We start from the raw sequence: 23,230 nt of genomic DNA, 5'->3' as shown, positions 1-23,230 counted from the left end.
GCGGCGCCCCCCTTGATCTGAAACGATTCAGATCGTACTGTGCTGGGTATGACCTCCTCCCTGACCGGCGAACTGAAGTGGTGGCAGAGCGGCATCATCTACCAGATCTACCCGCGTTCCTACCAGGACGACAGCGGCGACGGCGTGGGCGACCTGCGCGGCATCACCCGCCGCCTGCCGTACGTGGCCAGCCTGGGCGTGCGGGCCGTGTGGCTCTCCCCCATCTTCAGGAGCCCCATGCGGGACTTCGGGTACGACGTGGCCGACTACTGCGACATCGACCCGCTGTTCGGAACGCTGGAGGACTTCGACGCCTTCGTCGCCGAGGCGCACCGCCTGGGCCTGAAGGTCATGCTGGACTACGTACCCAACCACTCCTCCAGTGACCACGCCTGGTTCCAGGAGGCGCTGACCGGCAAGGCAAGCGCGAAACGCGACTGGTACGTGTGGCGCGACCCCGCCGAGGGCGGCGGCGTGCCGAACAACTGGAAGTCCTTCTTCGGCGGCCCCGCCTGGACGCTGGACGAGGCCAGCGGGCAGTACTACCTGCATCAGTTCCTGCCCAGCCAGCCGGACCTGAACTGGCGCAACCCCGACGTGCGGCAGGCGATGTTCGACGCGCTGCGCTTCTGGATGCGCTGCGGCGTGGACGGCTTCCGCGTGGACGTCATCTGGCTGCTGGCCGAGGACGACCGCTACCTGGACGAACCCGAGAACCCCGACTGGCAGCCCGGACAGCCCGAACACTGGAGCCTCCTGCACCCGTACACGCAGGACCAGCCCGAGACGCACGAGTACATCCGCGAGATGCGAGCCGTGCTGGACGAGTTCGATGACCGCATGATGGTCGGCGAGATCTACCTGCCGGTCGAGCAGCTCCTGCCGTACTCGGGCACCCAGGACGCGCCCATGGTGCACCTGCCGTTCAACTTCCACCTGATCCTGCTGCCCTGGAACGCGGCCGGGGTGCGGCAGTTCGCGGACGGGTACGACGCGGCGTGCCTCGCGGCGGGCGCGTGGCCGAACTGGGTGCTGGGCAACCACGACCAGCACCGCTTCCGCAGCCGCGTGGGCGACGCGCAGTACCGCGTGGCTCAGACCCTGCTGCTGACGCTGCGCGGCACGCCCACCGTGTACTACGGCGACGAGATCGGCATGCACGACGTCGAGATTCCCGAGGGCCGCATCGTGGATCCGGCCGCGCTGCAACAGCCCGACAGCCCCGAGGCGGGCCGCGACCCGGAACGCACCCCCATGCAGTGGGACGCTGGCGTGAACGCGGGCTTCAGCGCCGACGGCACGACCCCCTGGCTGCCCATCGCCGACGACTTCGCCACCCTGAACGTCGCCGCGCAGGAGGGCGACCCGGCCAGCGACCTGAACTACTTCCGCGCCCTGACCCGCCTGCGCCAGGAACACCCCGCGCTGATCGGCGGCACGTACCGCAGCGTGGACGCCCCGGAGGGCGTGTTCGCCTTCATGCGTGAGGGGCACGGCGAGACCCTGACCGTCCTGCTGAACTTCGGTGAGCAGACCCACGACCTCGGCGCCCTGGCGCGCGGCGAGACCCTGCTGAGCAGCGTGGGCGACCAGCCCACGAGTGGCGCGGCCCTGCGCCCGAACGAGGCCCGCATCCTGCGCTGAGGGAGGGCACGGGAGCGGGACGGGAGCGGGACGGGAGCGGGACGGGAGCGGGACGGGAGCGGGACGGGCAAGCAACCAGCGCCCGTCCCGCTCCCGGCGTTCAGTACGGCAGTTGCGCCAGCCGCAGCAGTTCCTGCCGGACGCGGCCCGCGTCGTTGGGCCGCTCGGCACGGTGGGGGCGGGTCAGGCTGGCGTGCAGGGACCCCAGCGGGTCGCCGCTCGGGGCGTGAGGTTCGTCCGGGTCAGGCAACGCCCCGTAGATGCCCCAGCCGAGCAGGACGCCCACGCCGTACAGGTCGCTTTCCGGCCCGAGCGGTTCGCCGCGCGCCGCTTCCGGACTCTGGAAGGCGGCGGTGCCCATGCGGACGGGCGTGTCGAAGGTCTCGAAGGCCGGGCCGGACAGGTCGAAATCCACGAGTTTGGCGCTGCCGTCCTCGTCGACCATGATGTTCTCGGGTTTGATGTCACGGTGCACCAGCCCGCGCCCGTGCAGGTACGCCAGCGCGTCGAGCAGGTGCACGATGGTCAGCAGGAACGCGCGGCGTTCGGTGGTTGCGGCGGGCCGCTGCGTGAACCGCGCGAACATCACCTCGCCGCGCGCCAGCGTGCCGACCAGGGCGGGCTGGTCGTCCACGACGGCGCGGTGCAGCACCCGCACCAGCCGGGGGTGGTGCAGGTCATGCGCGTGCTGGTACTCGCGGTCGGCGTAGCCGCTCAGGTGCGCGGGAAAGATCTTGACGGCGCAGGGCTGACCGTCACGGGCCACGGCGAAGTACACCAGGCTGTGGGAGCCGCGACCGACGGGACGGATGAGTCTCACTCCGTCGCCCACGATCTGTCCTGCAAGAGGCATCCTGCTCAAACTACCGCGCCCGGCGGGTCAGGGGTAGCCCCAACTGCGTGCGCCGCGCACGCAACGGCGCGCGCACACCCGGTAAAGCAGCGGCTGGCCGCACTCGAGGCACTGAACCTGAACCCGGTCCAACGTGCGTGGCGGGCCGTAGAATGCCCGCATGAGCGGACGGGGAGGGTACGGACTGGTACTGGGCGGCGGCGGCGCACGCGGACTGGCGCACGTGGGAGCGTGGCAGGTCCTCGAGGAACACGGCCTGCCGCCCGGCGTGATTGCCGGGACCAGCATGGGCGGCCTGGTCGGGGCGTTCATCGCGGCCGGGTACAGCGGCCCGGAACTGATCCGCATCTCGGAATCGGTGTCGTGGCGGCGCCTGCTGGACCTGCGGCCCGGCCCCGGCCTGATCCGCACGTCCAGCCTGAGCGCGTGGCTCGCGCAGCACCTGCCGCCCACCTTCGAGGAACTGCGGCTGCCACTGGCGATCACCGCGACCGACATGCTCTCGGGCCGCGCCGTGTACCTGACACGCGGGAACCTGCACGAGGCGCTGCGCGCCACGACCGCGTACCCCGGCGCGATCGAGCCCGTGGCGGTCGACGACATGCTGCTCTCGGACGGCGGCATCCTGAACCAGGTGCCGGTGGACGCCGCGCTGTTCCTGGGCGCGCGGCGCGTACTGGCCGTCGACGTGACCGCGCCCGACCCGCTGGAACTGCACGAACGGCGCGTGCTGCTCTGGAAACGCGAGGCGAGCCTGGGGCCGGTGCGGGCGCTGCGCCGCTCGGTGGAGATCATGCAGGCGCAACTGACGGACGCCCGCGTGAGCCTGTACCGTCCGGACGTGCTGCTGCGCCCGCACCTGGGTGACATCGACCTGGTCAGTTTCAACCGTTCCGCGCAGGCCATCCGCGCCGGGCGGGACGCGGCGCTGGCGGAACTGCCGCGCCTGAGCGCCCTGTTCGGCTGAACTGCACATTCGACTGAACTGCACTTGCGACTGAACTGCGCTGCCCGCACAGGCCCCGGGGGACTGCGGCGGGACGGGCAGGGGCCATGCGGCCCGGCTTCATCCGGTATTCTGCCCGGTGCATGACCAGACCTGACAAACCTGCACCGTCCGCCCTTCAGAAACTGTGGAAGGAACTGCTGGAACCGATCGTGTTCGCAGTCGTCATCACGCAGTTCGTGGCGACGCTGGTCGGCGTGGACGGCGTGAGCATGATGCCGAACCTGCGCGACCGGGAACGCGTGTTCGTTCCCAAGTACGAAACGTGGCTGCACAAGGCCGGCGTGGGCGAATTCAAACGCGGGGACATCCTGATCTTCAAACCGCCCGTCGAGGCGACCCGGCAGATTCCCAACCTGAACAAGAGCGCGTTCGGCCTGTGGAACTACCGCCCTTTCCTGATCAAACGCCTGATCGGTCTGCCCGGCGACCGGATCACCGTCAGCGGCGGCGAGGTCACCGTGAACGGCGTGAAGCTGGATTCCAGCTGGACGACCGCGTACTGGCAGGAGCAGGGCTGCTGGGACACCCAGAGCGAACTGGCGAACAACGCCACGTCCAGCCGGGGCGGCGTGCTGCCCGACACGGCCGAGTTCACGGTGCCCGAAGGGTCGTACTTCGTGATGGGTGACAACCGCACCGCGAACGGCTCGGAAGACTCCCGCATGTTCGGGGCGGTCGCCCGCCGCGACGTGGCCGGACGCGCCGCCGCCGTCGTATGGCCCATCATGCGCAAGGCGAACGTGAAGTACGACTGCAACGCCGGGACCGTGGCGGAACTCAGCGGTGAGAACGTCCTGAACTGGCGTCTGCTGAGCACGCCGCCCGCCTTCACCACCCTGAAGACCGAACTGGGCAAGTAATACGGATTCCGTCTGTTTCGTTAACAACCCGGAACAGCACCGCCCCTGCCAACTCCACGTCCGGAACCCGTTTTTCTCCCACTCGCTCTGCTCGAATTGAACGGGCTTTGCAGCCTATTCAATCGGAGTCCGTATAACCCCCCGACCCTTTCCCACACACAGCCGCGCCCCCTGACCAGCATCGGTTCAGGGGGCGCGGCTGTGTGGTGCTGTGTGCGGGTGGTCAGGTCAGGGCGTCGTCGGGTTCACCGTCCAGATCACCGTCCGGGTCCTCGTCGGTGTCGTCGCCCAGCGCGGTGATCTCGGTGCGTTCGTCGGTCACGCGGTAGGGGCCTTCCTTGGCAATGTAGTCGGCAGCCATGCGCAGTGTTTCCTCGACCCAGCCGTAGTCGTTGCTGATGGTCGCCACGCCGATCACTTCCCAGTCGTGGGCGTCCAGGCCGTCCAGGCGGGCGACGGTCAGCGGAAAGCGGACTTTCAGGCGTTCCACGACCGGGCGGATCAGGGCGCGTTTCTCTTTGAGGCTGGCGACCCAGGGCATCTCGACCCGGATGGTCAGGACACCCACGTACCCCAGGGCCACGCTAGAGCATGCCGGCCAGGAAGCCCTGCGAGCGCACGGTGCGCACGAGGTCCATGACCGTCAGTTGCGAGGGGTCGTAATGCACTTCGATCTGGCCCTCGTCGGGCGTGGCGCGGCTGACGCCGGGCAGGGCGGTCAGGGCGGCGGCAACGGAGGTTCCGGCGTCGCGGGTCATGCCGCGCACGCCCAGCAGTACGCGGGTGGCGTTGGAGGTCATGCCTGTCATTATGCGCCCTGCTCCGGCGTGCCGGGCGCGGGGTTTGCTGGCACGCTGCGCAGGCGGGTGCCGGGCGCGGTGTCGGCGCGGGTGCCCAGGTGGCACACGGCGCTCTGGCCGGTCACGACGGCACTCTCGCTGGTGGCGGCGTCCATCAGGTCGGGGGTCAGCGTGAAGTGGACCTCGTACACGGCGGTGTCGTAGGCGCTTTTCACGGCGGCGTGCAGCAGGCCCGTGCTGGTTTCGGCGGGCGCGCCGGGCCGCACGCTGACGGTCCGCACGAGCACCAGCGGGCGGTCACCCTGCCAGACCGGCTGGGCCAGGATGAAGCCCATCAGGGTGTCGCCTTCCTCGGCCACGAAGGAATGTTCGCTGCGCTCGTAGAATTTCAGGGCGGGCTGGCTGGTGTGCAGGCGGCCGTCGCGTTCCCGTTCGGGCAGGCTGTCGAAGGCGGGGTCCTGGCGTTGCAGGGTCAGGTCCAGGGCCTGCATGGCCGGGTAGTCGGCCTCGGTGAAGGTGCGGTAGCGCATGCGGCAAGGCTAGTGCATGCCGGGCGTGCGGACCGTGAAGCGGCGCGCAGGGGCGGGTGGAACCGCGCGGGGAACAACGGGCGGCTTTACAGGTCCGCTGTCTCGGTGGGGTAGCGCTTGCGCCACAGCGCCCAGCCCTCGTCGGGGAAGGCGCGCCGGGCTTCCGGGGCGAACAGCAGCGCGCCCTGGCGTTCCAGGTCGGGGTCGGGGGTGGGCAGGACCTCGGTGTCCTGCATGGCGGGGTGGTCGGCCCAGGCGATCAGGCGGCCCGAGCCGCCCCAGGGGTCGTCCGTGACCCACACGACGCGGCCCACGCCGAGCAGGGCGCTGGCGCCGCCGCACATCAGGCAGGGTTCCAGGCTGGTGTACAGCGTCAGGCTCTGCGGGTTTTCCAGTTTGCCCACGCTGAAGTACAGGTCCATCTCGGCGTGCGCGACGCTGGCCTTCCCGACGTGTTCGGGCGTCTGCGCCTCGCCCACGCGGTTGCGGCCGCGCGCGACCTCGTGGCCGCTGGCATCGACCAGCACGGCCCCGACGGGTGCGCTGCCGGCCTGCTGGGCCTCGCGGGCCAGGTCGAGGGTGAGTTGCAGCCAGCGGCGGTGGTCCGGGGCAGCGGAGTCGGGTGCAGCGGCGTCAGGGGCAGGGCGGTCGGGGGCAGACATGGCGGCAGTCTGACGGGGTGGGGGCGGAATTCCGTAGCTTCGGCGGGATTGTCGGGGTTGCGTGAAGGTTGCGTGGTTGAAGGTCGTGTGCTTGAAGGTCGCGTTCAGGCCCGCACGGGGGCGGAATGAAGGGGCCAGTGTGGAGGGCGAGGGGTGGAGCCTCCCCCCCTTCCCCCCCGCTGTTCGTGGGGGGTCAGTTGTTGAAGCGCCACCAAATTTGCTTATACTGAGTTCAACTTCGTATTGATCTTTCCCGATCCGGACCCGCCGGGGTCACGTGCTGGGCACCCTCCAGCCACGTCGGGACAGGTTTCACCTCCTCCCCACGTCCCTCAGACCTCAGCTGATGGCGGGGCGCCCCCCTCCCGCAGGAGTGCCATGACCCACCCAACCCCCACCCGACCCTGGCTCAGCAGCTACGAACCCGGCGTGCCGCACACCTTCACGCCCAGCGGCCTGACCCTCCCGGACCTGCTGCGCCGCACCGCCGAGAAGTACCCGGACCGCGTGGCCATGTCCTTCATCGGCGCGAACACCACCTACGGCCAGCTGTACAGGGACGCCCAGCGCTTCGCAGCCGCGCTGCACAAGGTGGGCGTGCGCCCCGGCGACCGCGTGTCCATCATGCTGCCCAACACCCCGCAGTTCGTGACCAGCTTCTACGGCACGCTGCTGGCCGGGGCGGTCGCCGTGAACACCAGCCCCATGTACACCCCGTCCGAACTGGAACACCAGCTGAACGACAGCGGCAGCGAAACGCTGGTCATCCTGGACACCTTCTACCCCCGTTACGAGGAGATCCGCGCCCGCGTGCCGGTCAAGCGGACCCTGGTGACCGGCGTGCAGGACGCCCTGCCGTTCCCGAAGAACCTGCTGTATCCCATCAAGGCCCGCCGCGAGGGCACCTGGGTGAAGGTCCCGTTCGACGAGCGCGTGCTGTCCTACCCGAAGGTGCTGGCCTCCCAGGTCGCGGCCGCCGCGCCCAGCGTGAGCATCAGCCCCGACGACGTGGCCCTGCTGCAGTACACGGGCGGCACCACCGGCGTACCCAAGGGCGCGATGCTGACCCACGGGAACCTCGTGTCGAACTGCGAGCAGGCCCGCATGTGGATGAGTGACCTGCGCGACGGGCAGGAGGTCACGCTGGCCGCCATTCCGTTCTTCCACGTGTACGGCATGACGGTCGCCATGAACCTCAGCGTCCTGACCGGCGCGACCCTGGCCCTCGTGCCCAACCCGCGCGACATCAAGATGGTCCTGTCGCAGATCACGTCGTCCGGCGCCACGCTGTTCCCCGGCGTGCCCACGCTGTACAACGCCATCAACAACCACCCGGACACGCCCAAGCACGACCTGACCAGCATCCGCGCGTGCATCAGCGGCAGCGCGCCCCTGCTGCTCGAAACGTCCCGCCGTTTCAGGGAGATCACGGGCGGCGCGAACCTCGTCGAGGGCTACGGCCTGACCGAGGCGAGCCCCTGCACGCACACCAACCCCATCTTCGGCGAGCAGCGTGAAGGCAGCATCGGCGTGCCGTTCCCCGGCGTGGACTCCATCGTCGTGAACGACGACGGGCAGATCGTCGCGCCCGGCGAGGTCGGCGAACTGTGGATCGCCGGACCCATGATCATGAAAGGCTACTGGCAGCGCCCCGACGAGACCGCCAAGACCCTGCGCGAGGCACACGGCCGCACCTGGCTGATGACCGGCGACATGGCCACCATGGACGCCGACGGGTACTTCCGGATCGTGGACCGCAAGAAGGACCTGATCATCGCCGGGGGGTACAACATCTACCCGCGCGAGGTCGAGGAAGCCCTGATGAGCCACCCCGCCGTGCTGGAAGCGGCGGCCGTGGGCCTGCCCGACACCTACCGCGGCGAGAGCGTGCACGCCGTCGTGGCCCTGAAACCCGGCGCGAACGCCACCGAGGCCGAGATCATCGCGCACTGCAAGGGCCTGCTCAGCGCCTACAAGGTGCCCCGCAGCGTCGAATTCCGCGACGAACTGCCCAAGACGGCCGCCATGAAAATCCTGCGCCGCCAGCTGGCCCAGGAAGCCCGCGACGCCCAGAAAGCCAAGAGCGCCTGACCCGGGAGCAGCGGGGCAACACAGAAGCGGGGCGTACCGGTTCGACGGTCACGCCCCGCTTCTACCTGTTGCCACTCCCCAGTTATACGGACTCCGATTGAATGGCTTATAAAGCCGCTGGGTCCGAGCAGAGCGAGTAGGAGTCGAAGCGCCCCTCCGGACGTGGAGTTAACAGATCGGTGGTGTTCCGATCTGTTAACGAAATAAACGGAATCCGTATTACGCGTTTGCCAGGGGTGCGTAGGCGGTGGCGCCGCCGTCCAGTGGGCTGGCGGGGCGTCCGGCGCGGATGGCGGCGGCCCCGGCCAGGGCGATCATGGCGCCGTTGTCGGTGTTCAGGCCCCGGCCGGGGAATACGACGTTCAGGTCGGTGGCCCTGAAGGCCTCACGCAGCGCGGTGTTCGCGGCGACACCGCCGGACACCACGACGGTCCTGCGGGCGTGGGCGTGCGCGGCGCGGGACGTGGTCTTCACGAGGACGTTCACGGCCGCCCGCTGGAAACTGGCCGCGAGGTCCTCGGGGGCGGCCCCGCCCCGGTGGGCGAGCAGCGCTGCTGTCTTCAGGCCGCTGAAACTGAAGTTGAAGGTCTTCTGCCCCTGCAACGGCTCCTTGAACGGCACGGCGTCCGGGTTGCCGCGCGTGGCGGCCTCGCTGATGGCCGGACCGCCGGGGTACCCCAGGCCCGAGAGCCGCGCGATCTTGTCGAAGGCCTCGCCCGCCGCGTCGTCCAGGGTCGCGCCGACCAGCACGTACTCGCCGTCGCGCGGCACGTCGAACAGGTGCGTGTGCCCGCCGCTGACGACCAGCGCCAGGAACGGGGCGCGCAGTTCGGCCTCGCTGGCCGCCGCGAAGATGTGCCCCTCCAGGTGGTGCACCGCGTGGAACGGAACGTTCAGCGCCTGCGCCAGCCCCTTGCCGTACATCAGGCCGACCAGCAGCGCGCCCACCAGTCCGGGGCCGGACGTGGCGGCCACCGCGCCGATGTCGGTGACGGTCAGGCCCGCCTCGCGCAGCGCGTCACCCATGACCTCGTCGATACGCTCCACGTGCTCGCGGCTGGCGAGTTCCGGCATGACCCCGCCGTAACGGGCGTGCACCGTCTGCGACCACACGCGGTTCGCCAGCAGGTTCACGCGCCCGTCCGGCAGGAGTTCCACGATGCCGACGCCGGTATCGTCACACGAGGTGTCTATACCCAGAATGCGGACAGGAACGGACGGCAGGACGGCGGCAGGAACACTCATCGGGACGGAGTGTAGCAGTCACGCCAGACGCGAACGGTGATGGTGGATGGTGGATGGTGGATGGTGGATGGTGGATGGTGGATGGTGGATGGTGGATGGTGGATGGTCACCAGCGTGTACGCGGCCCGGCCGTCCGGGTCAAGGGCACCCACGGCCGACTTTCTACCCCTCCGTCAGCGTTGCTGGTCGCGCACGGCGGCGAGGGTGTCCTCGAACTCGTCGAGGAACTCGTCTTCCAGCAGGCGGTCTCGGATCAGTGCGTCCTGTTCGGTGGTGGCCTGCTCGCGGGTCCAGCGGACGCGGGCCTGCCGGGCGCTGCTGACGTTGCCCTTCCCGGCGATGAATCGGGCGGCGTGACGGACGGCGGCGTGCGGGTCGTCGGTGGGCGCGGTGACGCTGAGGTTCCGCAGGCCGCCCTGGTCGTTGACGAGCGAGCAGGTGACCTCCACGCGCACGCCGTGCCGGGCCAGGAACACCTGGTCGACACGCCACATGCTGGTGGCGCGGATCGGGTCGGGGGCGGTGCGGGGAGCGCGGCGTCGGGGCATGTCAGGGAGCGTCGGGGGTGGGGGTGGCGTCAGCAGGCATGGCGTCGACAGGGGGGGTCCACTCGCGGGCCTGTTCGAGGCCCAGCAGGACGCGACCGGCACCCTCGGCCAGCGCCTCAAGTTCCAGTTCGCCGGGAATGACGAGCACCGGGGCGATCCACGCGACGCGCCGCTCGATGCGGTCCACGAGTTCGTCCCAGCGGGCAATGCCGCCCGTGATGACCAGCGCGTCCGGGCGGGCGCTGAGGGCGCCGGTCTGCTCGCCCAGGGCCTTGCACACCTGATGCACGAACGCGGCGGCGACCGTCTGCACGTCCGTCTCGGACAGCAGGCGGGTTTCGAGGTCGCGCAGGTCCTTGCTGCCGGTCAGGGCCAGGAATCCGCCCTCGCTGCTCAGGCGGGTCAGGGCGGCGCTGTCGCCCAGCGTGTGCGCCAGGGTCAGGAGCGCGCGCGGCGGGATGGGGCCGCTCTGCATGGCGCCCATGGGGCCGCCGTCGGGGCCGGTGCCGGTGGTGTCGATGGCGCGGCCCCGGTCGAAGGCGGTGACGCTGGTGGTCGCCCCCAGGTGCGCCACGACGATGCGGGCGTCCTGGAAGCGTTTGCCGACCTCGTGCGCGGCGCGGCGGGCGACGGCGCGGGCGTTCAGGGCGTGAAATTCCGCGGTGCGGTGAATGCCTCGCAGGCCGGTCACGCGCGCCTCGGGCAGCAGTTCGTCTGCGCTCTGGGGGTCCACGATGAAGGCGGGCACGCCGCGCACCTGGGCCGCCGCGAGGGCCAGCGGGCCGCCCAGGTTGGGTGGGTAGTGGCCGCGTTCGCCCTGCGACGCGTAGTCCGAGAGTTGCCGGGTGACGCGGTACGTGCCGGTGGTGACCTTGCCGATCAGGCCGCCGCGCCCCACGATGGCGTCCGGGGCGGGCCAGTCGGCGGTCAGGTCCAGGATGGCCTGCGTGATGGCGGGCACCTGCTCGGCGCCGGGCGGGCCGCTGAGGGGCAGTTCGGCGCGGGTCAGGGTCAACCGAAGCTGTCCGGGAAGCGCCGGATTGTCGCTGGGGTCGATGCGCGCGCACGCGAGCTTGACGCCGCTGGTTCCTGGATTGATCACGTGGGCGATCACAACGCCGCAGCGTACCAGATTGACCACCACACCCGCCGGGACAAATGAGGGGATCTTCAACGCACTCTCATAAGAACTCGGGTTGAACGGTCCATACCGACCGCCGGGTCTGCAAGCAGGCAGGCGAAAGCCCCGGCGTTCATGCTCCGGGGCCTTTACCACTCCTACCTGCGCGACTGTTCTGATACGGATTCCGTTTGTTTCGCTGACAATCCGGAACTTCACCGCCCCTGCCAGCTCCACGTCCGGAACCCGCTTCGGCTCCTACTCGCATCCGCTCGGAGTGAATGGCCTTTGCAATCCATTCACTCGGAGTCCGTATGACGTGCGAATCCGACCTGCGGACGGGCGCTCAGCGGGCGCTTACACGCTGGGTTCGATCAGTCCGTAGTGTCCGTCCTTGCGGCGGTACACGACGCCGCAGGTGTTGGTCTGCATGTGCATGAACACGTAGAAGTCGTGTCCCAGGGCTTCCATCTGCGCCACGGCGTCCTCGGGGCTCATGGGGCGCATGTCGAAGCGTTTCATGCGGACGATCTCGGGGCTGAATTCGGTCACGTCGTCCAGTCCGGCGTTCACGGCCGCTTCGGCCGGGCCGGGCTCGGGCTGCGGGGTCTGGTCGTGGCGGCTTTTCAGGTAGCGGGTCTTGAATTTCCGCAGCTGCCGTTCGAGGACGTCGCTGGCCCGGTCGATGGCGGCGTACATGTCCGCGTGGTGTTCCTCGGCGCGGATGATGCCGCTGGGCACGTTCAGCTGAACCTCGACGCGGTTTCGACGTCCGGAGTCACGCACGTCACGGACGGTCAGGGTCACGCGGGCATCGGTGATCTGATCGTTGTAACGGTCCAGTCGCGTGAGTTTCTCCTGCACGTAATCACGCATGGCGTCGGTGACTTCAACGTTCCGGCCTGACAGCTTGTAGATGTGCACGGCTTTCACCTCTTCCTTTTCCCGGAGGGTGGGATCGGCTCCGGTGACGTCACAATAGGCCCAAGGTCAGCTTGCTGTCAGGCGAACAGCTCACAGCGTCCGCCCCCCGTTTCGCGGTATGCTCCGGAACGGAGAACACACGGGTGACCTCGCACCCCGCTGTGACAGGCCCGGCGTGTGCCACACGCACCGGCGCCCCTGAACCGGGCAGGTTCCCGGCGGCCGGGTGCGCCCCGTTCAGATGAAGGCCGCGTACAGTTGACGGGTTCCGGCGCGCTGTATTCTGGGGGCGTGAAGGTAGACCGCCAGGAACAGGATGACGCCCGGCGCGAGCGCATTGCCCGCGCGGCCTTCGAGTTGTTCGCGCGCAGTGGCCTGGACGCCATCAGCGCGCAGGACATCGCGCAGGCGGCGTTCGTGAGCCGCACCAACCTGTACCGGTACTATCCCAGCAAGATCCACATGCTGCTGGCGCACTTCGAGAAGGCCGTGCAGGCCAGCCGCGACGACGCCACCGAACGCCTGCGGGCCGGAGCGAACCCGCAGCAGGTCTGGGACAAGGTCACGGCCCGCATGGCGGACCTGGGCGTGCGCTACCGGCATCTGGTGGGCGCGGTCGGTCAGGCGGTGCTGGGAGCGTCGCCCATCGAGGCCAGACCGGCGCCGCAGCGGGCGCCCGGCGTGCCCGGTGACGGCATGCGGACCGCGCTGACCCTGGCGGCCATGGTGGAGCCTGTGCTGCTGGCCATGCAGAACCAGGGTCGCCTGCGGCCCGAGGCGAACATCAACATGCTGAGCGTGCTGCTGGTCGACGCGTTCATTCTGGCGCTGCTGCACGGCGGTCACCGGGACCAGCGGGACGTTCTGCGCGACTGGCAGGACCGGTTCAGTCTGCTGATGCACGGCGCGCTGGCGCCCGGCACCAGTCTGCGCGACCTGTCGCACGACAAGCTCGACACGCCCTGACCCGGTGAGCAACCCCGGCAGGGTGCGCGGTCAGGCATTCGCCCCGGCCTTTGGGGACCGGGGCGCTGCAAGGTGAGGTGCGTGGCGTGTTGTCGGGGTGCGTTCAGCCCTGTCGTGCGCGCCTGAGGCGGTTGAGCAGCGCGAAGACCTGCCGCTGTTCCTCGGCCAGCAGGGCGCGCCTGAGTGCCTCGGGTGAGATGGGTTGCAGCGGCGCCTCGACGGTCGAACCGGCCGGTGGCGCCTGAATGCGGGCGTCGTCTCGCAGGTAGGGTGTCCCCCACTGGCTCCAGCTTGAGTCGTTCGCGTCCCTCGCCTTCCTGGTCATGTGGTACAGGGTAGTGAGAATGTTCGCACAGTTCTCTGACTGAACCTGAAACTGAACGCGGGGTCACGTCGCGTTTGCTGTCCCAGACGCGCCCGGCGCATGAGCAGTGCATGAAGGAACGCCGCCGCCGGGGATGGACAGGCGCGCCGCGCCGACCGGGGGTGGGGGTATGCTCGCAGGCGTTGAGGGAAAGGACGGCGGGTCAACCGACGGCCACTTTCCCGGGAGGAACACGACATGGCACCGGAACACACTGCATCGAACGCCCCCGCACACGCATCCCTGACGTCCCTGAGCAGTTACCGCGCCCTGGCCGCGCACGCCGACGCCACGCGCGCCGCGCACCTGCGCGACCTGTTCGCCGCCGACCCGCAGCGCGGCGAGCGCCTGAACGCCGAGGGGGCCGGGCTTTACCTCGACTACAGCAAGAACCGCGTGACAGACGAGACCCTGAAGTTGCTGCTGCAACTGGCCCGCGAGACCGGCGTGGAGGCCCGGCGGGACGCCATGTTCGCCGGTGAGAAGATCAACGTGACCGAGGGGCGCGCCGTGCTGCACACCGCCCTGCGCGCCCCGGCAGGCGCGACCGTCATGGTGGATGGCCGGAACGTCGTGCCGGACGTGCATGAGGTGCTGGACCGCATGGCGGCCTTCGCGGATCAGGTGCGCGCCGGGACGTGGCTGGGCCACACCGGGCGGCCCCTGCGGAACATCGTGAACATCGGCATCGGCGGCAGCGACCTGGGGCCGGTCATGGCATACGAGGCGCTGAAACACTACGCGCAGCGGGACCTGACGCTGCGCTTCGTGTCGAACGTGGACGGCACGGACCTGGTCGAGAAGACCCGTGACCTGGACCCGGCCGAGACGCTGGTCATCGTGTCGAGCAAGACCTTCACCACGCAGGAGACCATGGCGAACGCCCAGAGTGCCCGCGCGTGGCTGCTGGCAGCGCTGGGGGACGAGTCGGCGGTCGCGCGGCACTTCGTGGCGGTCTCCACGAACGCGGACGCCGTGCAGAAGTTCGGGATCGACACCGCGAACATGTTCGGCTTCTGGGACTGGGTGGGCGGCCGTTACTCGATGGACAGCGCCATCGGCCTGAGCCTGATGCTGGCCGTCGGCCCGGACGGGTTCCGCGAACTGCTGGCCGGGTTCCACGACATGGACGAGCACTTCCGCACGGCGCCGCTGGAGGGGAACCTGCCGGTCCTGCTGGGCCTGCTGGGCATCTGGTACAACAACTTCCATGACGCGCAGAGCCACGCGGTGCTGCCGTACGACCAGTACCTCGCGTACTTCCCGGCGTACCTGCAACAGCTGGACATGGAAAGCAACGGCAAGCACATCACGCTGGGCGGGCAGCCCGTGGACTACCAGACCGGCCCAGTCATCTGGGGGCAGCCCGGCACGAACGGCCAGCACGCCTTCTACCAGCTGATCCACCAGGGCACCAAGCTGATCCCGGCGGACTTCATCGGGTTCTGCCAGACCCTCAACCCGCTGCCGCTGGAAGGCGGCGCGCCGCACCACGACCTGCTGATGGCGAACGTGTTCGCGCAGACCGAGGCGCTGGCGTTTGGCAAGAGCCTGGACGCCGTGCTGGCCGAGGGTGTGCAGCCGGACCTAGCCCCGCACCGCGTGTTCGACGGGAACCGCCCCACCAACACCATCCTCGCCGACCGCCTGACGCCGCACACGCTGGGCGCGCTGATCGCGCTGTACGAGCACAAGGTCTTCGTGCAGGGCGCCGTGTGGGACATCAATTCCTTCGACCAGTGGGGCGTGGAACTGGGCAAGGTGCTGGCCGGGAAGATCGTGCCGGAACTGCACGCCGATGCCGAACCCGAACTGACGCACGACAGCTCCACGAACACCCTGATCCGCCGCTACCGCACGCGCCGGTAAGCCGCGCATGAGCGGGAGGCGTGCCCCACACGGGTGATTGCCTCCCGCTCCCGTCCAGCCGGTGTCCTGTTCAGCCCTTGCGGAGGGTGTTGAGGATCCCGGCGGCGATTTCCTCGACGCTGGCGCTGGTGGTGTCGCGCACGGGGATTCCGGCGCGCTGGAACATGCGTTCGGCGCGGCGGACCTCGTGTTCGCACTGTTCGAGGCTGGCGTAGCGGCTGCCGGCCTTGCGCTGCGTGCGGATGGCGTGCAGGCGCCGGGGGTCGATGGTCAGGCCGTGCAGTTTGTGGCGGTGTGACTCGAGGGGCAGGGGCAGGCCGTGCCGTTCGAAGTCGTCCTCGGCGAGGGGGTAGTTGCTGGCGCGCACGCCGTGTTGCAGGGCCAGGAACAGGCTGGTGGGGGTCTTGCCGGCGCGGGAGACGCCCACCAGGATCACGTCGGACAGGCCGTACTGCTTGTCGCCCACGCCGTCGTCGGTGGCGAGCGCGAAGTCCAGGGCGTCCATGCGGGACAGGTAGGCGTCGGTGTCGTGCATGTCGTGGTACTGGCCGACGATGCGGGTGGCGGGCTGCTGGAATTCGTGTTCCAGGGCGCTCAGGCCGGGGCCGAGCAGGTCGAACACCTGCGCGGGGCAGGTCTGGAGTTCGGTCAGGACCTCGGCGCGGGTGACGGTCGTGAAGACCAGCGGGTGTTCGCCGCGTTCGGCCAGCGCGCGGACCTCGCGGGTGACGGCCTGCGCGGCGCCCAGGTCGGCGGTGAACGGGCGGCGCAGGTAGCGCAGGGACTGGCCGGGAAAGTGGGCCAGGAGGGCGCGGGCGATGTTCTCGGCGGTCAGGCCGGTGTGGTCGCTGACGATGACGACGGTGCGGGGGTGGGGTGCGGTGCCGGGCGCGGCGTCTGCCTGGGTCATGCCGTTCAGGGTGACATGTGCGGGGTGGTGGGGGCGGCTGCCCAGACAGGCGGCCCGTGTCACTGGACAAGTGGCGGGGCGCGGCGCGGCCCTCGGGTAAGCTGGCGGGGTAAGGCAACACTAATTCGCCCGCTTCCAGTCTTCTGGAATCCCTCTGCATCGGAGAAAAGCAATGGATATGATTCGTGTGTTCCATACACTAAGGATGACCGACGTGGAGATCGTGGGCGGCAAGAACGCCTCCATCGGCGAGATGATCCAGGGCCTCGCGGGAGCCGGGGTGCGCGTGCCCGGCGGCTTCGCCACGACCGCCGACGCCTTCCGGCTGTTCCTGACCGAGAACCGCATCGAGGAGAGCATCAACGCCCGCCTGGGCGCACTGGACGTGAACGACGTGGTGGCGCTGGCCCAGGCGGGCCGGGAGATCCGCGCGCAGGTGGAGGCCGCCGCGCTGCCCGCCGCGCTGGAGGGCGCCATCCGTGACGCCTACGCCGCGCTGGCTGCCGAGTCCGGCGTGACCGACCCGGACGTGGCCGTGCGGTCCAGCGCCACCGCCGAGGACCTGCCGGAAGCGAGTTTCGCCGGGCAGCAGGAGACCTTCCTGAACGTGCGCGGCATCGACTCGGTGCTGCATCACGTGCGGCTGGTATTCGCCAGCCTGTACAACGACCGCGCCATCAGCTACCGCGTGCACCAGGGCTTCTCGCACGCGGACGTGGCCCTGTCGGCCGGCGTGCAGCGCATGGTCCGCACCGACCTGGGCGCGTCCGGCGTGGCGTTCACGCTGGACACCGAGAGCGGCTACCGCGACGCCGTGCTGGTCACCAGCGCGTACGGGCTGGGTGAACTGGTCGTGCAGGGCGCCATCAACCCCGATGAGTTCTTCGTGTACAAACCCGCCCTGAAAGGCGGGAAGAAGGCCATCCTGCGCCGCACGCTGGGCAGCAAGGCCAGGCGCATGGAGTACGCGCCGGAAGGTGGCGTGCAGACCGTGGACGTGCCCCCCGCCGAGCAGCGTGCCTTCTCGCTGTCGGACGCCGACCTGACCGAACTGGCGCGGCAGTGCGTGACCATCGAGGACCACTACGGCCGCCCCATGGACATCGAGTGGGGCAGGGACGGCCGTGACGGCCTGATCTACATCCTTCAGGCGCGCCCGGAGACCGTGCAGAGCCGCGCCGGGCAGACCCTGGAACGCTTCGAACTGACCGGCCGGGGCGACGTGCTTGTCGAGGGCCGCGCCGTCGGGAACCGCATCGGGACCGGCGTGGTGCGGGTCGTGACGGACCTCGCGCAGATGAGTCAGGTGCAGGACGGCGACGTGCTGGTGGCCGACATGACCGACCCCGACTGGGAACCCGTCATGAAACGCGCCAGTGCCATCGTGACCAACCGGGGCGGGCGCACCTGCCACGCCGCGATCATTGCCCGCGAACTGGGCATCCCGGCCGTGGTGGGCAGCGGGAACGCCACCCGCGAGCTGAGCAGCGGGCAGGAGGTCACGGTGTCCTGCGCCGAGGGCGACACGGGCTTCGTGTACGCCGGGCGGGTGCCGTTCCGCGTGAACCGCGTGGAACTGGGGAACATGCCCGAGGTCGGCATGAAGATCATGATGAACGTCGCGTCACCCGACCGGGCCTTCAGTTTCGCGGCCCTGCCGAACGAGGGCGTGGGACTGGCCCGCGTGGAGTTCATCTGCTCGAACGTGATCGGCATTCACCCGCGCGCCCTGCTGGACTACCCCAACGTGCCGGACGACGTGCGCGCGCAGATCGACGAGAAGACGGGCGGGTACGCCAGCCCACGTGACTTCTTCCGCGAGAAGCTGGCCGAGGGGGTCTCCTCCATTGCCGCCGCCTTCGCGCCGAAACCCGTGATCGTGCGCCTGAGCGACTTCAAGAGCAACGAGTACGCCCACCTGATCGGCGGGGCCGCCTACGAACCGCACGAGGAGAACCCCATGATCGGCTTCCGGGGCGCCAGCCGCTACCGCTCGCCGGACTTCGCGGCGGCCTTCGCGCTGGAATGCGAGGCGATCCGGTCCGTGCGTGACGACATGGGCCTGACGAACGTGCAGGTCATGATTCCCTTCGTCCGCACCGTCGGCGAGGCCGCGCAGATTATCGAGATTCTGGGCAGAAACGGCCTGAAACGCGGCGAGAACGATCTGAAGATCATCATGATGTGCGAGATTCCCAGCAACGCCATCCTGGCCGACCAGTTCCTGGAGCACTTCGACGGCTTCTCCATCGGCAGCAACGACCTGACGCAGCTGACCCTGGCCCTGGACCGCGACTCGGGGCTGGTCGCGGACCTGTTCGACGAGCAGAACGAGGCCGTGCTGACCCTGATGGCACAGGCCATCGCCGCGGCCAAACGCGCCGGGAAGTACGTGGGCATCTGCGGGCAGGGCCCCAGCGACCACCCGGATCTCGCCCGCTGGCTGATGGAGCAGGGCATCGACTCGGTCAGCCTGAACCCCGACAGCGTGCTGGGCACCTGGCTGCACCTGGCCGGTGAGGGCGCCGAGGCGCGCGCGACCGTTCAGAGCTGAAGACGGGCAGGGCGGGGGGCGGAACGCGGGCGCCGTGTTCCGCCCCCTGCCCGCGTCAGGCGGGCACGAGGCCCAGCGTGACGGGCAGGTCCGCCAGCCGCGACACGACCGGCACACCGGGTTCCTGGGCAGGCAGCCCGGTCCGGCTGACCCACACGGCGCGCAGTCCGGCGTTCCGGGCGCCCTGCACGTCCTTCTCCCAGGAATCCCCGATCATCACGGCCTGCGCGGGCGTGACGTCCAGCGCGGCGCAGGCGGCGTGGTACGCGCGGGGGTCGGGTTTGGCGGCGGGTACGTCCTCCACGCACAGCACGGCGTCCACCATGGCGTCCAGCCCAAAGTGCGCGAGTTTCTGCCCCTGCACCTCGCGCACGTAGTTGGTCAGGACGGCCAGCCGCAGCCCGGCGGCCCGCAGGTCACGCAGGACTTCCGGCGCGCCGGGCAGCAGTTGCCAGTGCTGGCGGTACGCGGCGCGGTACGTGAGGGTGGCGGCCTCGCCGTCCGGGTCGGGGGCGCCCAGTTCGGTCAGCAGGCCCGTGAAGCGCCGCACGCGCGCGCCGTGCGCGTCCAGCTGACCGCTGAACAGCAGCGGGTCGATGGCGCGGATGTGCGCCGCGTGCCGCGCGAACAGATCGGCCGGGTCCACGCTCAGGCCATGCGCCCGCGCCACGGCGCGCAGGCCCGCGTGCGTGCAGGCCGTGTCGTCGAAGAGGGTGTCGTCCAGGTCCAGAATCACGGCGCGGATCGGTGCGTTCACCGCCCGACTCTACCCCCTGCCCTGCTCCGCGCGGTTTATCTACAAGGTAAACGCAGTGTACTTAGCCGCCCAGCAGCAGCGGTTGCGTGGGCTGCTGCCCGGCGGGCACGAGGCTGGCGGCCGTGATTCCGGCCAGCCGGACGCTACGGCCCAGCAGCAGTTCCGGGGTCAGGAGGCGGGCGGCGGCGCGGGTCAGGTCCGGGGCGGCGCTGACCGGGTGCGGCAGCGTGACGCGGCGCGTGATGACGCTGCGGTCACTGAACTTGAGTTTCAGGACGACCGTCCGGGCAGTCAGCCCGGCGTGCTCCAGGCGGCGCTGCACCTGCGCGGCCAGGATGGGCAGGCGCTCCAGAACGGCGGGCACGCCGCGCAGGTCGTCGGCGTACGTTTCCTCGGCGCCGATGCTCTTGTGCGGGCGGTCGGGCTGCACCGGCCGGTCGTCCAGGCCGCGCGCGATCCGCGAGAAGTGCGCGCCGTGCACGCCGAAACGGTCGCGTAGCGCGGCTTCCGGCGCGGCGCGCAGGTCCGCGCCCGTGTGAATGCCCATGCCCGCGAGTTTCGCGGCGGTGGCCGGGCCGACCCCGTGAAAGTCACCGACGGGCAGGGCGTCCAGCAGGGCGCGCACCTGATCCGGCAGGATGACGGTCAGGCCGTCGGGTTTGTTCATGCCGCTGGCGAGTTTCGCCAGGAACTTGTTCACGCTGACCCCGGCGGTGGCGCTCAGGCCGGTCTGCGCGCGGATGTCGGCGCGGATGGCCTGCGCGATGCGGGTGGCGCTGGGGCCGCCCCGGATGGGCGCGGTGACGTCCAGGTACGCCTCGTCCAGTGAGAGCGGCTCGACGAGCGGCGTGAAGGTCTGGAAGACCGCGCGGATCTGGCGGCTGACCTCCCGGTACGCCTCGAAGCGGGGCGGGACGACCACGAGGTCCGGGCAGCGTTCCAGCGCGCGGTACAGCGGCATGGCGCTGCGCACGCCGAACGGGCGGGCCTCGTAACTGGCGGTCAGGACCACCGAGCGCCGCCCGCCCCACGCGACGGCCAGTGGCGCGCCGCGCAGGGCCGGGTCGTCGCGCTGCTCGACCGAGGCGTAGAAGGCGTCCATGTCCACGTGAATGATCTTGCGTGGGGGCAGGTCAGGCACGCCCGCATGGTACGCCAGGAACGTAATCCGGCTGGGTGGTGGCACGTCCCGGCGGGGCGCCGGGGGGGAGGCACACCCCCCTCCAGAATCCCGGAAACCCCCGCTGGGTGCGTCCCTGGAGGGGGTGCCGTGTCATAACTTCGTAAGAGAGATTTTTCATACTTTGAGATCGAAGCACTCAGGTAGGCACCACTTCAGGTGCCTGTCCTACCAGCCTCCCTGCCGGGCGGCCACGGTCTTTCACTGCCTTTTTTCTGCCCTCTCTCGTCCGTTCAAGGAGTACCTCTCATGACCATCGCACTCATCGCCGCCGGTTTCCTCATCATGGCCTACAGCACCTTTTTCGGGTACCAGCTGAAATCAAGGGCGTCCGGCGGGCTGATCGGCACGCGCCTCACGCAGCTGCTCGCCATGATCGCCGCGTTCGCGCTGAGTTACCTGGTGGTGGGCGCCATGACCTTCGGCCGCCCCGCCGACAGTTCGATGCTGATCCTGTCGGTGATCCTGCTGCTGGGCGCCGTGTTCGTGATCCTGGTCCTGAACCTCGTGCGTGACGTGCTGGGAACCCTGGACTGATGATGATCTACGAGCGACTTCCCCGCCCGGACGGCCTTCAGTTGACGCGGGAACAGCTGCGGGTCTACATGATGTGCAACGGCCGCCGCGCCCTGGAAGAGGTCGCCGCGCTGACCCGCCTGCCCCTGAACGAACTGCAGAGCGCCCTGAAAGACCTTCAGCAGCTGAACCTGCTGGCCCCCGCCGCCGCGCCCGCTGCGCCTGCCGCCCCGCTGCCCGCGCAGCTGCAGGAACAGCTGATGCAGGAAGCGCAGGCCGCCCTGAACGCCCTGCCCGACGACGCGTTGCCCACCCCAGCAATGGCCCCAGCGACGGCCCCGGCGACGACTGCTCCGGAACCCGCGCTTCCGCACACCCTGCCGGACATCATCACGTACCTTCAGGGCGTCCTGACCGAACACCTGGGCGGCCGGGCCGCGCCGCACGCCGCGAAACTCTCGGCCTGCCGCGACCTGACCGAACTGGGCGCACTGGTCCCCAAGATGGTCGTGAAGATCAAACTGACCATTCACGAACAGGCCGGAACCGCCCTGAAAGACGCCTTCGCGCAGTGCATGACCGCGCACGCCGCGCAGGAAGCCGCGCGTGCCTGAGCTGCTGCGCCTGCTTCAGGAACCCTGGCCGTGGTACGTGAGCGGCCCCCTGATCGGCCTGACCGTGCCGCTGCTGCTGCTGCTCGGCAACCGCGCCTTCGGGATCTCCTCGAACCTGCGCCACGCCTGCGCCATCCTGCTGCCCAACGCGGCCAAACCCAGCCTCTTCCGCTACGACTGGCGCGCCCAGAGCTGGAACCTGATGTTCGCCGCCGGACTGATCCTGGGCGGCGTGGTGGCCGCCACGCTCATGCGCGACCCGCAGCCCGCGCAGCTGACCGGCGCAGCCGTGCAGAGCCTCGGCGCGCTGGGCGTGCAGGTGCAGCCCGGCCTGCTCCCGGCCGAACTGACCGACCTGACCCGCCCCGCCACGTGGGGCCTGCTGATCCTGTCGGGCCTGCTGGTGGGTTTTGGCACCCGCTACGCCGGAGGCTGCACCAGCGGGCACGCCATCACGGGCCTGAGCACCCTGCAACTGCCCAGCCTGATCGCCACCGTCTCGTTCTTCGCGGGCGGCATTCTCAGCGCCAACCTGCTGCTGCCCCTGTTCCTGAGGTGAACCCATGATCAGCACCACGCCCACCCCGACCGCCACCGGCCGCCCGCCGACCACCTCCACCGCGCACCTGCTGCTGCGGCAGTGGCCGTTCCTGATCACCGGGCTGCTGTTCGGCGTGCTGCTGATCAAATCCGAGGCCGCCAGCTGGTACCGCATTCAGGAGATGTTCCGCTTTCAGTCCATTCACATGTACGGCCTGATGGGCAGCGCCGTCCTGACCGGACTGATCACCACCACCCTGCTACGCCGCGCCGGACCGCGCGCCCTGAACGGCGAGACCATCCACGTCCCCGCCAAGACCGGACCCACCAGCCGGTACGTGCTGGGCGGCCTGATCTTCGGACTGGGCTGGGGACTGGCCGGCGTGTGCCCCGGACCGATCTTCGCGCTGCTGGGCAGCAGCCTGCTCCCCATGCTGATCGTGCTGGCCGCCGCCCTGGTCGGCACCTGGGCCTTCGGCGCCGTGCAGAAACTGCTGTAACACGGGTTCCGTCTGTTTCGCTGACAACCCGGGACTTCACCGCCCCTGCCAGCTCCACGTCCGGAACCCGCTTCTCTCCTGCTCACCCCCTCCCAGCCTCCCCCCTCAAGGGGAGGAGTAACCACTGCGTGTTCATCGCTGGTCTGCCCTGAAGTGATGAACCTATCCGCACCA

24 protein-coding genes are annotated in these 23,230 nt (G+C 69.5%); 11 read left to right on the top strand and 13 right to left on the bottom strand.

All coding sequences use genetic code 11. From position 1 onward, the window contains the following. Positions 1-48: 48 nt before the first annotated feature. Positions 49-1,644, top strand: a complete 1,596-nt coding sequence (locus IEY70_RS03855; protein ID WP_189063683.1) for an alpha-amylase family glycosyl hydrolase — start codon at positions 49-51, stop codon at positions 1,642-1,644. Between the two features lie 100 nt (positions 1,645-1,744). On the opposite strand, the gene IEY70_RS03850 is transcribed toward IEY70_RS03855, so the two are convergent. Next, entirely contained in the window at positions 1,745-2,497 is a 753-nt protein-coding gene (locus IEY70_RS03850) for a serine/threonine-protein kinase (protein WP_189063682.1), read from the bottom strand. A 160-nt stretch (positions 2,498-2,657) separates the two neighbouring features. Here IEY70_RS03850 and IEY70_RS03845 point away from each other — a divergent pair, with 160 nt between their 5' ends. Continuing rightward, entirely contained in the window at positions 2,658-3,464 is an 807-nt protein-coding gene (locus IEY70_RS03845; protein ID WP_189063681.1) for a patatin-like phospholipase family protein, read from the top strand. A 122-nt stretch (positions 3,465-3,586) separates the two neighbouring features. Beyond that, positions 3,587-4,366 carry a signal peptidase I gene (gene lepB, locus IEY70_RS03840; RefSeq protein ID WP_189063680.1) on the top strand — a complete coding sequence of 260 codons (780 nt, stop codon included), beginning with the start codon at positions 3,587-3,589 and terminating at the stop codon, positions 4,364-4,366. Positions 4,367-4,589: 223 nt separating this feature from the next. Here lepB and IEY70_RS03835 read toward each other — a convergent pair whose 3' ends face one another. From IEY70_RS03835 to IEY70_RS03820, 4 genes are all read right to left on the bottom strand, one after another. Beyond that, positions 4,590-4,949 carry a DUF503 domain-containing protein gene (locus IEY70_RS03835; RefSeq protein ID WP_189063679.1) on the bottom strand — a complete coding sequence of 120 codons (360 nt, stop codon included), beginning with the start codon at positions 4,947-4,949 and terminating at the stop codon, positions 4,590-4,592. Position 4,950: 1 nt separating this feature from the next. Beyond that, positions 4,951-5,175: a heavy-metal-associated domain-containing protein gene (locus IEY70_RS03830; protein ID WP_189063678.1), complete on the bottom strand. Its 225-nt coding sequence runs from the start codon at positions 5,173-5,175 to the stop codon at positions 4,951-4,953. Continuing rightward, on the bottom strand, positions 5,175-5,696 hold the full coding sequence (locus IEY70_RS03825) for a DUF1999 domain-containing protein (protein WP_189063677.1): 522 nt from the start codon (positions 5,694-5,696) through the stop codon (positions 5,175-5,177). The genes IEY70_RS03830 and IEY70_RS03825 overlap by 1 nt, the downstream gene beginning before the upstream one ends. Before the next feature lie 86 nt (positions 5,697-5,782). Then, positions 5,783-6,358 (bottom strand): nucleoside deaminase, encoded by a 576-nt coding sequence (locus tag IEY70_RS03820; protein ID WP_189063676.1) that lies wholly within the window; start codon positions 6,356-6,358, stop codon positions 5,783-5,785. A 378-nt stretch (positions 6,359-6,736) separates the two neighbouring features. On the opposite strand from IEY70_RS03820, the gene IEY70_RS03815 reads away from it, so the two are divergent. Continuing rightward, on the top strand, positions 6,737-8,449 hold the full coding sequence (locus IEY70_RS03815; protein ID WP_189063675.1) for a long-chain-fatty-acid--CoA ligase: 1,713 nt from the start codon (positions 6,737-6,739) through the stop codon (positions 8,447-8,449). Between the two features lie 219 nt (positions 8,450-8,668). Here IEY70_RS03815 and tsaD read toward each other — a convergent pair whose 3' ends face one another. The 4 genes from tsaD to hpf all read right to left on the bottom strand — a co-directional run bounded on the left by tsaD (position 8,669) and on the right by hpf (position 12,286). Then, on the bottom strand, positions 8,669-9,694 hold the full coding sequence (tsaD, locus tag IEY70_RS03810; RefSeq protein WP_189063674.1) for a tRNA (adenosine(37)-N6)-threonylcarbamoyltransferase complex transferase subunit TsaD: 1,026 nt from the start codon (positions 9,692-9,694) through the stop codon (positions 8,669-8,671). A 173-nt stretch (positions 9,695-9,867) separates the two neighbouring features. Continuing rightward, positions 9,868-10,242, bottom strand: a complete 375-nt coding sequence (locus IEY70_RS03805) for a hypothetical protein (protein WP_189063673.1) — start codon at positions 10,240-10,242, stop codon at positions 9,868-9,870. 1 nt (position 10,243) lies between these two features. After that, complete coding sequence (locus tag IEY70_RS03800) at positions 10,244-11,356, bottom strand: butyrate kinase (protein WP_189063672.1); 1,113 nt, start codon at positions 11,354-11,356, stop codon at positions 10,244-10,246. Between the two features lie 363 nt (positions 11,357-11,719). After that, positions 11,720-12,286, bottom strand: a complete 567-nt coding sequence (hpf, locus tag IEY70_RS03795) for a ribosome hibernation-promoting factor, HPF/YfiA family (RefSeq protein WP_189063768.1) — start codon at positions 12,284-12,286, stop codon at positions 11,720-11,722. Between the two features lie 291 nt (positions 12,287-12,577). Between hpf and IEY70_RS03790 the strand changes: the two genes are divergently transcribed. Further along, positions 12,578-13,252, top strand: coding sequence for a TetR/AcrR family transcriptional regulator (locus IEY70_RS03790; protein WP_189063671.1), 675 nt, complete (start codon positions 12,578-12,580; stop codon positions 13,250-13,252). Positions 13,253-13,355: 103 nt separating this feature from the next. On the opposite strand, the gene IEY70_RS03785 is transcribed toward IEY70_RS03790, so the two are convergent. Next, positions 13,356-13,577, bottom strand: coding sequence for a hypothetical protein (locus tag IEY70_RS03785; protein ID WP_189063670.1), 222 nt, complete (start codon positions 13,575-13,577; stop codon positions 13,356-13,358). A gap of 237 nt (positions 13,578-13,814) precedes the next feature. Here IEY70_RS03785 and pgi point away from each other — a divergent pair, with 237 nt between their 5' ends. Beyond that, positions 13,815-15,485, top strand: coding sequence for a glucose-6-phosphate isomerase (gene pgi, locus IEY70_RS03780; RefSeq protein ID WP_189063669.1), 1,671 nt, complete (start codon positions 13,815-13,817; stop codon positions 15,483-15,485). A gap of 70 nt (positions 15,486-15,555) precedes the next feature. Here pgi and IEY70_RS03775 read toward each other — a convergent pair whose 3' ends face one another. Further along, positions 15,556-16,395: a pyruvate, water dikinase regulatory protein gene (locus tag IEY70_RS03775; RefSeq protein WP_189063668.1), complete on the bottom strand. Its 840-nt coding sequence runs from the start codon at positions 16,393-16,395 to the stop codon at positions 15,556-15,558. Between the two features lie 172 nt (positions 16,396-16,567). Here IEY70_RS03775 and ppsA point away from each other — a divergent pair, with 172 nt between their 5' ends. Continuing rightward, the gene (ppsA, locus tag IEY70_RS03770) at positions 16,568-18,949 is read left to right on the top strand and encodes a phosphoenolpyruvate synthase (protein ID WP_189063667.1); all 2,382 of its coding nucleotides are present in this window, start codon (positions 16,568-16,570) and stop codon (positions 18,947-18,949) included. A gap of 55 nt (positions 18,950-19,004) precedes the next feature. Here the strand turns inward: ppsA and IEY70_RS03765 are convergent, their stop codons facing one another. Next, complete coding sequence (locus tag IEY70_RS03765) at positions 19,005-19,706, bottom strand: HAD family hydrolase (RefSeq protein ID WP_189063666.1); 702 nt, start codon at positions 19,704-19,706, stop codon at positions 19,005-19,007. Between the two features lie 61 nt (positions 19,707-19,767). Continuing rightward, a complete protein-coding gene (gene dinB / locus IEY70_RS03760) occupies positions 19,768-20,847 on the bottom strand; it encodes a DNA polymerase IV (protein WP_229777599.1) in 1,080 nt (359 codons plus the stop codon). A 288-nt stretch (positions 20,848-21,135) separates the two neighbouring features. Between dinB and IEY70_RS03755 the strand changes: the two genes are divergently transcribed. From IEY70_RS03755 to IEY70_RS03740, 4 genes are read left to right on the top strand one after another with little or no spacing between them, the layout of a single operon-like run. Beyond that, entirely contained in the window at positions 21,136-21,423 is a 288-nt protein-coding gene (locus IEY70_RS03755) for a hypothetical protein (RefSeq protein ID WP_189063665.1), read from the top strand. Further along, positions 21,423-22,016: a hypothetical protein gene (locus IEY70_RS03750; protein ID WP_189063664.1), complete on the top strand. Its 594-nt coding sequence runs from the start codon at positions 21,423-21,425 to the stop codon at positions 22,014-22,016. Before IEY70_RS03755 ends, IEY70_RS03750 begins: the two co-directional genes overlap by 1 nt. Then, the gene (locus tag IEY70_RS03745; protein ID WP_189063663.1) at positions 22,009-22,575 is read left to right on the top strand and encodes a YeeE/YedE family protein; all 567 of its coding nucleotides are present in this window, start codon (positions 22,009-22,011) and stop codon (positions 22,573-22,575) included. The genes IEY70_RS03750 and IEY70_RS03745 overlap by 8 nt, the downstream gene beginning before the upstream one ends. Positions 22,576-22,579: 4 nt before the next feature. After that, entirely contained in the window at positions 22,580-23,056 is a 477-nt protein-coding gene (locus tag IEY70_RS03740) for a DUF6691 family protein (RefSeq protein ID WP_189063662.1), read from the top strand. Positions 23,057-23,230: the final 174 nt, after the last annotated feature.

Origin of the sequence: Deinococcus seoulensis (assembly GCF_014648115.1) — a bacterium.
In the GTDB taxonomy this organism is placed as follows: Bacteria; Deinococcota; Deinococci; order Deinococcales; family Deinococcaceae; genus Deinococcus; species Deinococcus seoulensis.
Note: the sequence above shows the minus strand (reverse complement) of the source record. Positions and strands in the feature narration are given on the sequence as shown.

Bases quoted from the DNA above. Each gene is read 5' to 3' on its own strand.
- IEY70_RS03830 (WP_189063678.1), bottom strand. From the start codon at position 5,175: ATGACAGGCATGACCTCCAACGCCACCCGCGTACTGCTGGGCGTGCGC.
- IEY70_RS03855 (WP_189063683.1), top strand. From the start codon at position 49: ATGACCTCCTCCCTGACCGGCGAACTGAAGTGGTGGCAGAGCGGCATC.
- IEY70_RS03785 (WP_189063670.1), bottom strand. From the start codon at position 13,577: ATGACCAGGAAGGCGAGGGACGCGAACGACTCAAGCTGGAGCCAGTGG.
- IEY70_RS03825 (WP_189063677.1), bottom strand. From the start codon at position 5,696: ATGCGCTACCGCACCTTCACCGAGGCCGACTACCCGGCCATGCAGGCC.
- pgi (WP_189063669.1), top strand. From the start codon at position 13,815: ATGGCACCGGAACACACTGCATCGAACGCCCCCGCACACGCATCCCTG.
- IEY70_RS03820 (WP_189063676.1), bottom strand. From the start codon at position 6,358: ATGTCTGCCCCCGACCGCCCTGCCCCTGACGCCGCTGCACCCGACTCC.
- IEY70_RS03845 (WP_189063681.1), top strand. From the start codon at position 2,658: ATGAGCGGACGGGGAGGGTACGGACTGGTACTGGGCGGCGGCGGCGCA.
- IEY70_RS03850 (WP_189063682.1), bottom strand. From the start codon at position 2,497: ATGCCTCTTGCAGGACAGATCGTGGGCGACGGAGTGAGACTCATCCGT.
- IEY70_RS03805 (WP_189063673.1), bottom strand. From the start codon at position 10,242: ATGCCCCGACGCCGCGCTCCCCGCACCGCCCCCGACCCGATCCGCGCC.
- lepB (WP_189063680.1), top strand. From the start codon at position 3,587: ATGACCAGACCTGACAAACCTGCACCGTCCGCCCTTCAGAAACTGTGG.
- IEY70_RS03775 (WP_189063668.1), bottom strand. From the start codon at position 16,395: ATGACCCAGGCAGACGCCGCGCCCGGCACCGCACCCCACCCCCGCACC.
- ppsA (WP_189063667.1), top strand. From the start codon at position 16,568: ATGGATATGATTCGTGTGTTCCATACACTAAGGATGACCGACGTGGAG.
- IEY70_RS03755 (WP_189063665.1), top strand. From the start codon at position 21,136: ATGACCATCGCACTCATCGCCGCCGGTTTCCTCATCATGGCCTACAGC.
- IEY70_RS03740 (WP_189063662.1), top strand. From the start codon at position 22,580: ATGATCAGCACCACGCCCACCCCGACCGCCACCGGCCGCCCGCCGACC.
- IEY70_RS03815 (WP_189063675.1), top strand. From the start codon at position 6,737: ATGACCCACCCAACCCCCACCCGACCCTGGCTCAGCAGCTACGAACCC.
- IEY70_RS03750 (WP_189063664.1), top strand. From the start codon at position 21,423: ATGATGATCTACGAGCGACTTCCCCGCCCGGACGGCCTTCAGTTGACG.
- tsaD (WP_189063674.1), bottom strand. From the start codon at position 9,694: ATGAGTGTTCCTGCCGCCGTCCTGCCGTCCGTTCCTGTCCGCATTCTG.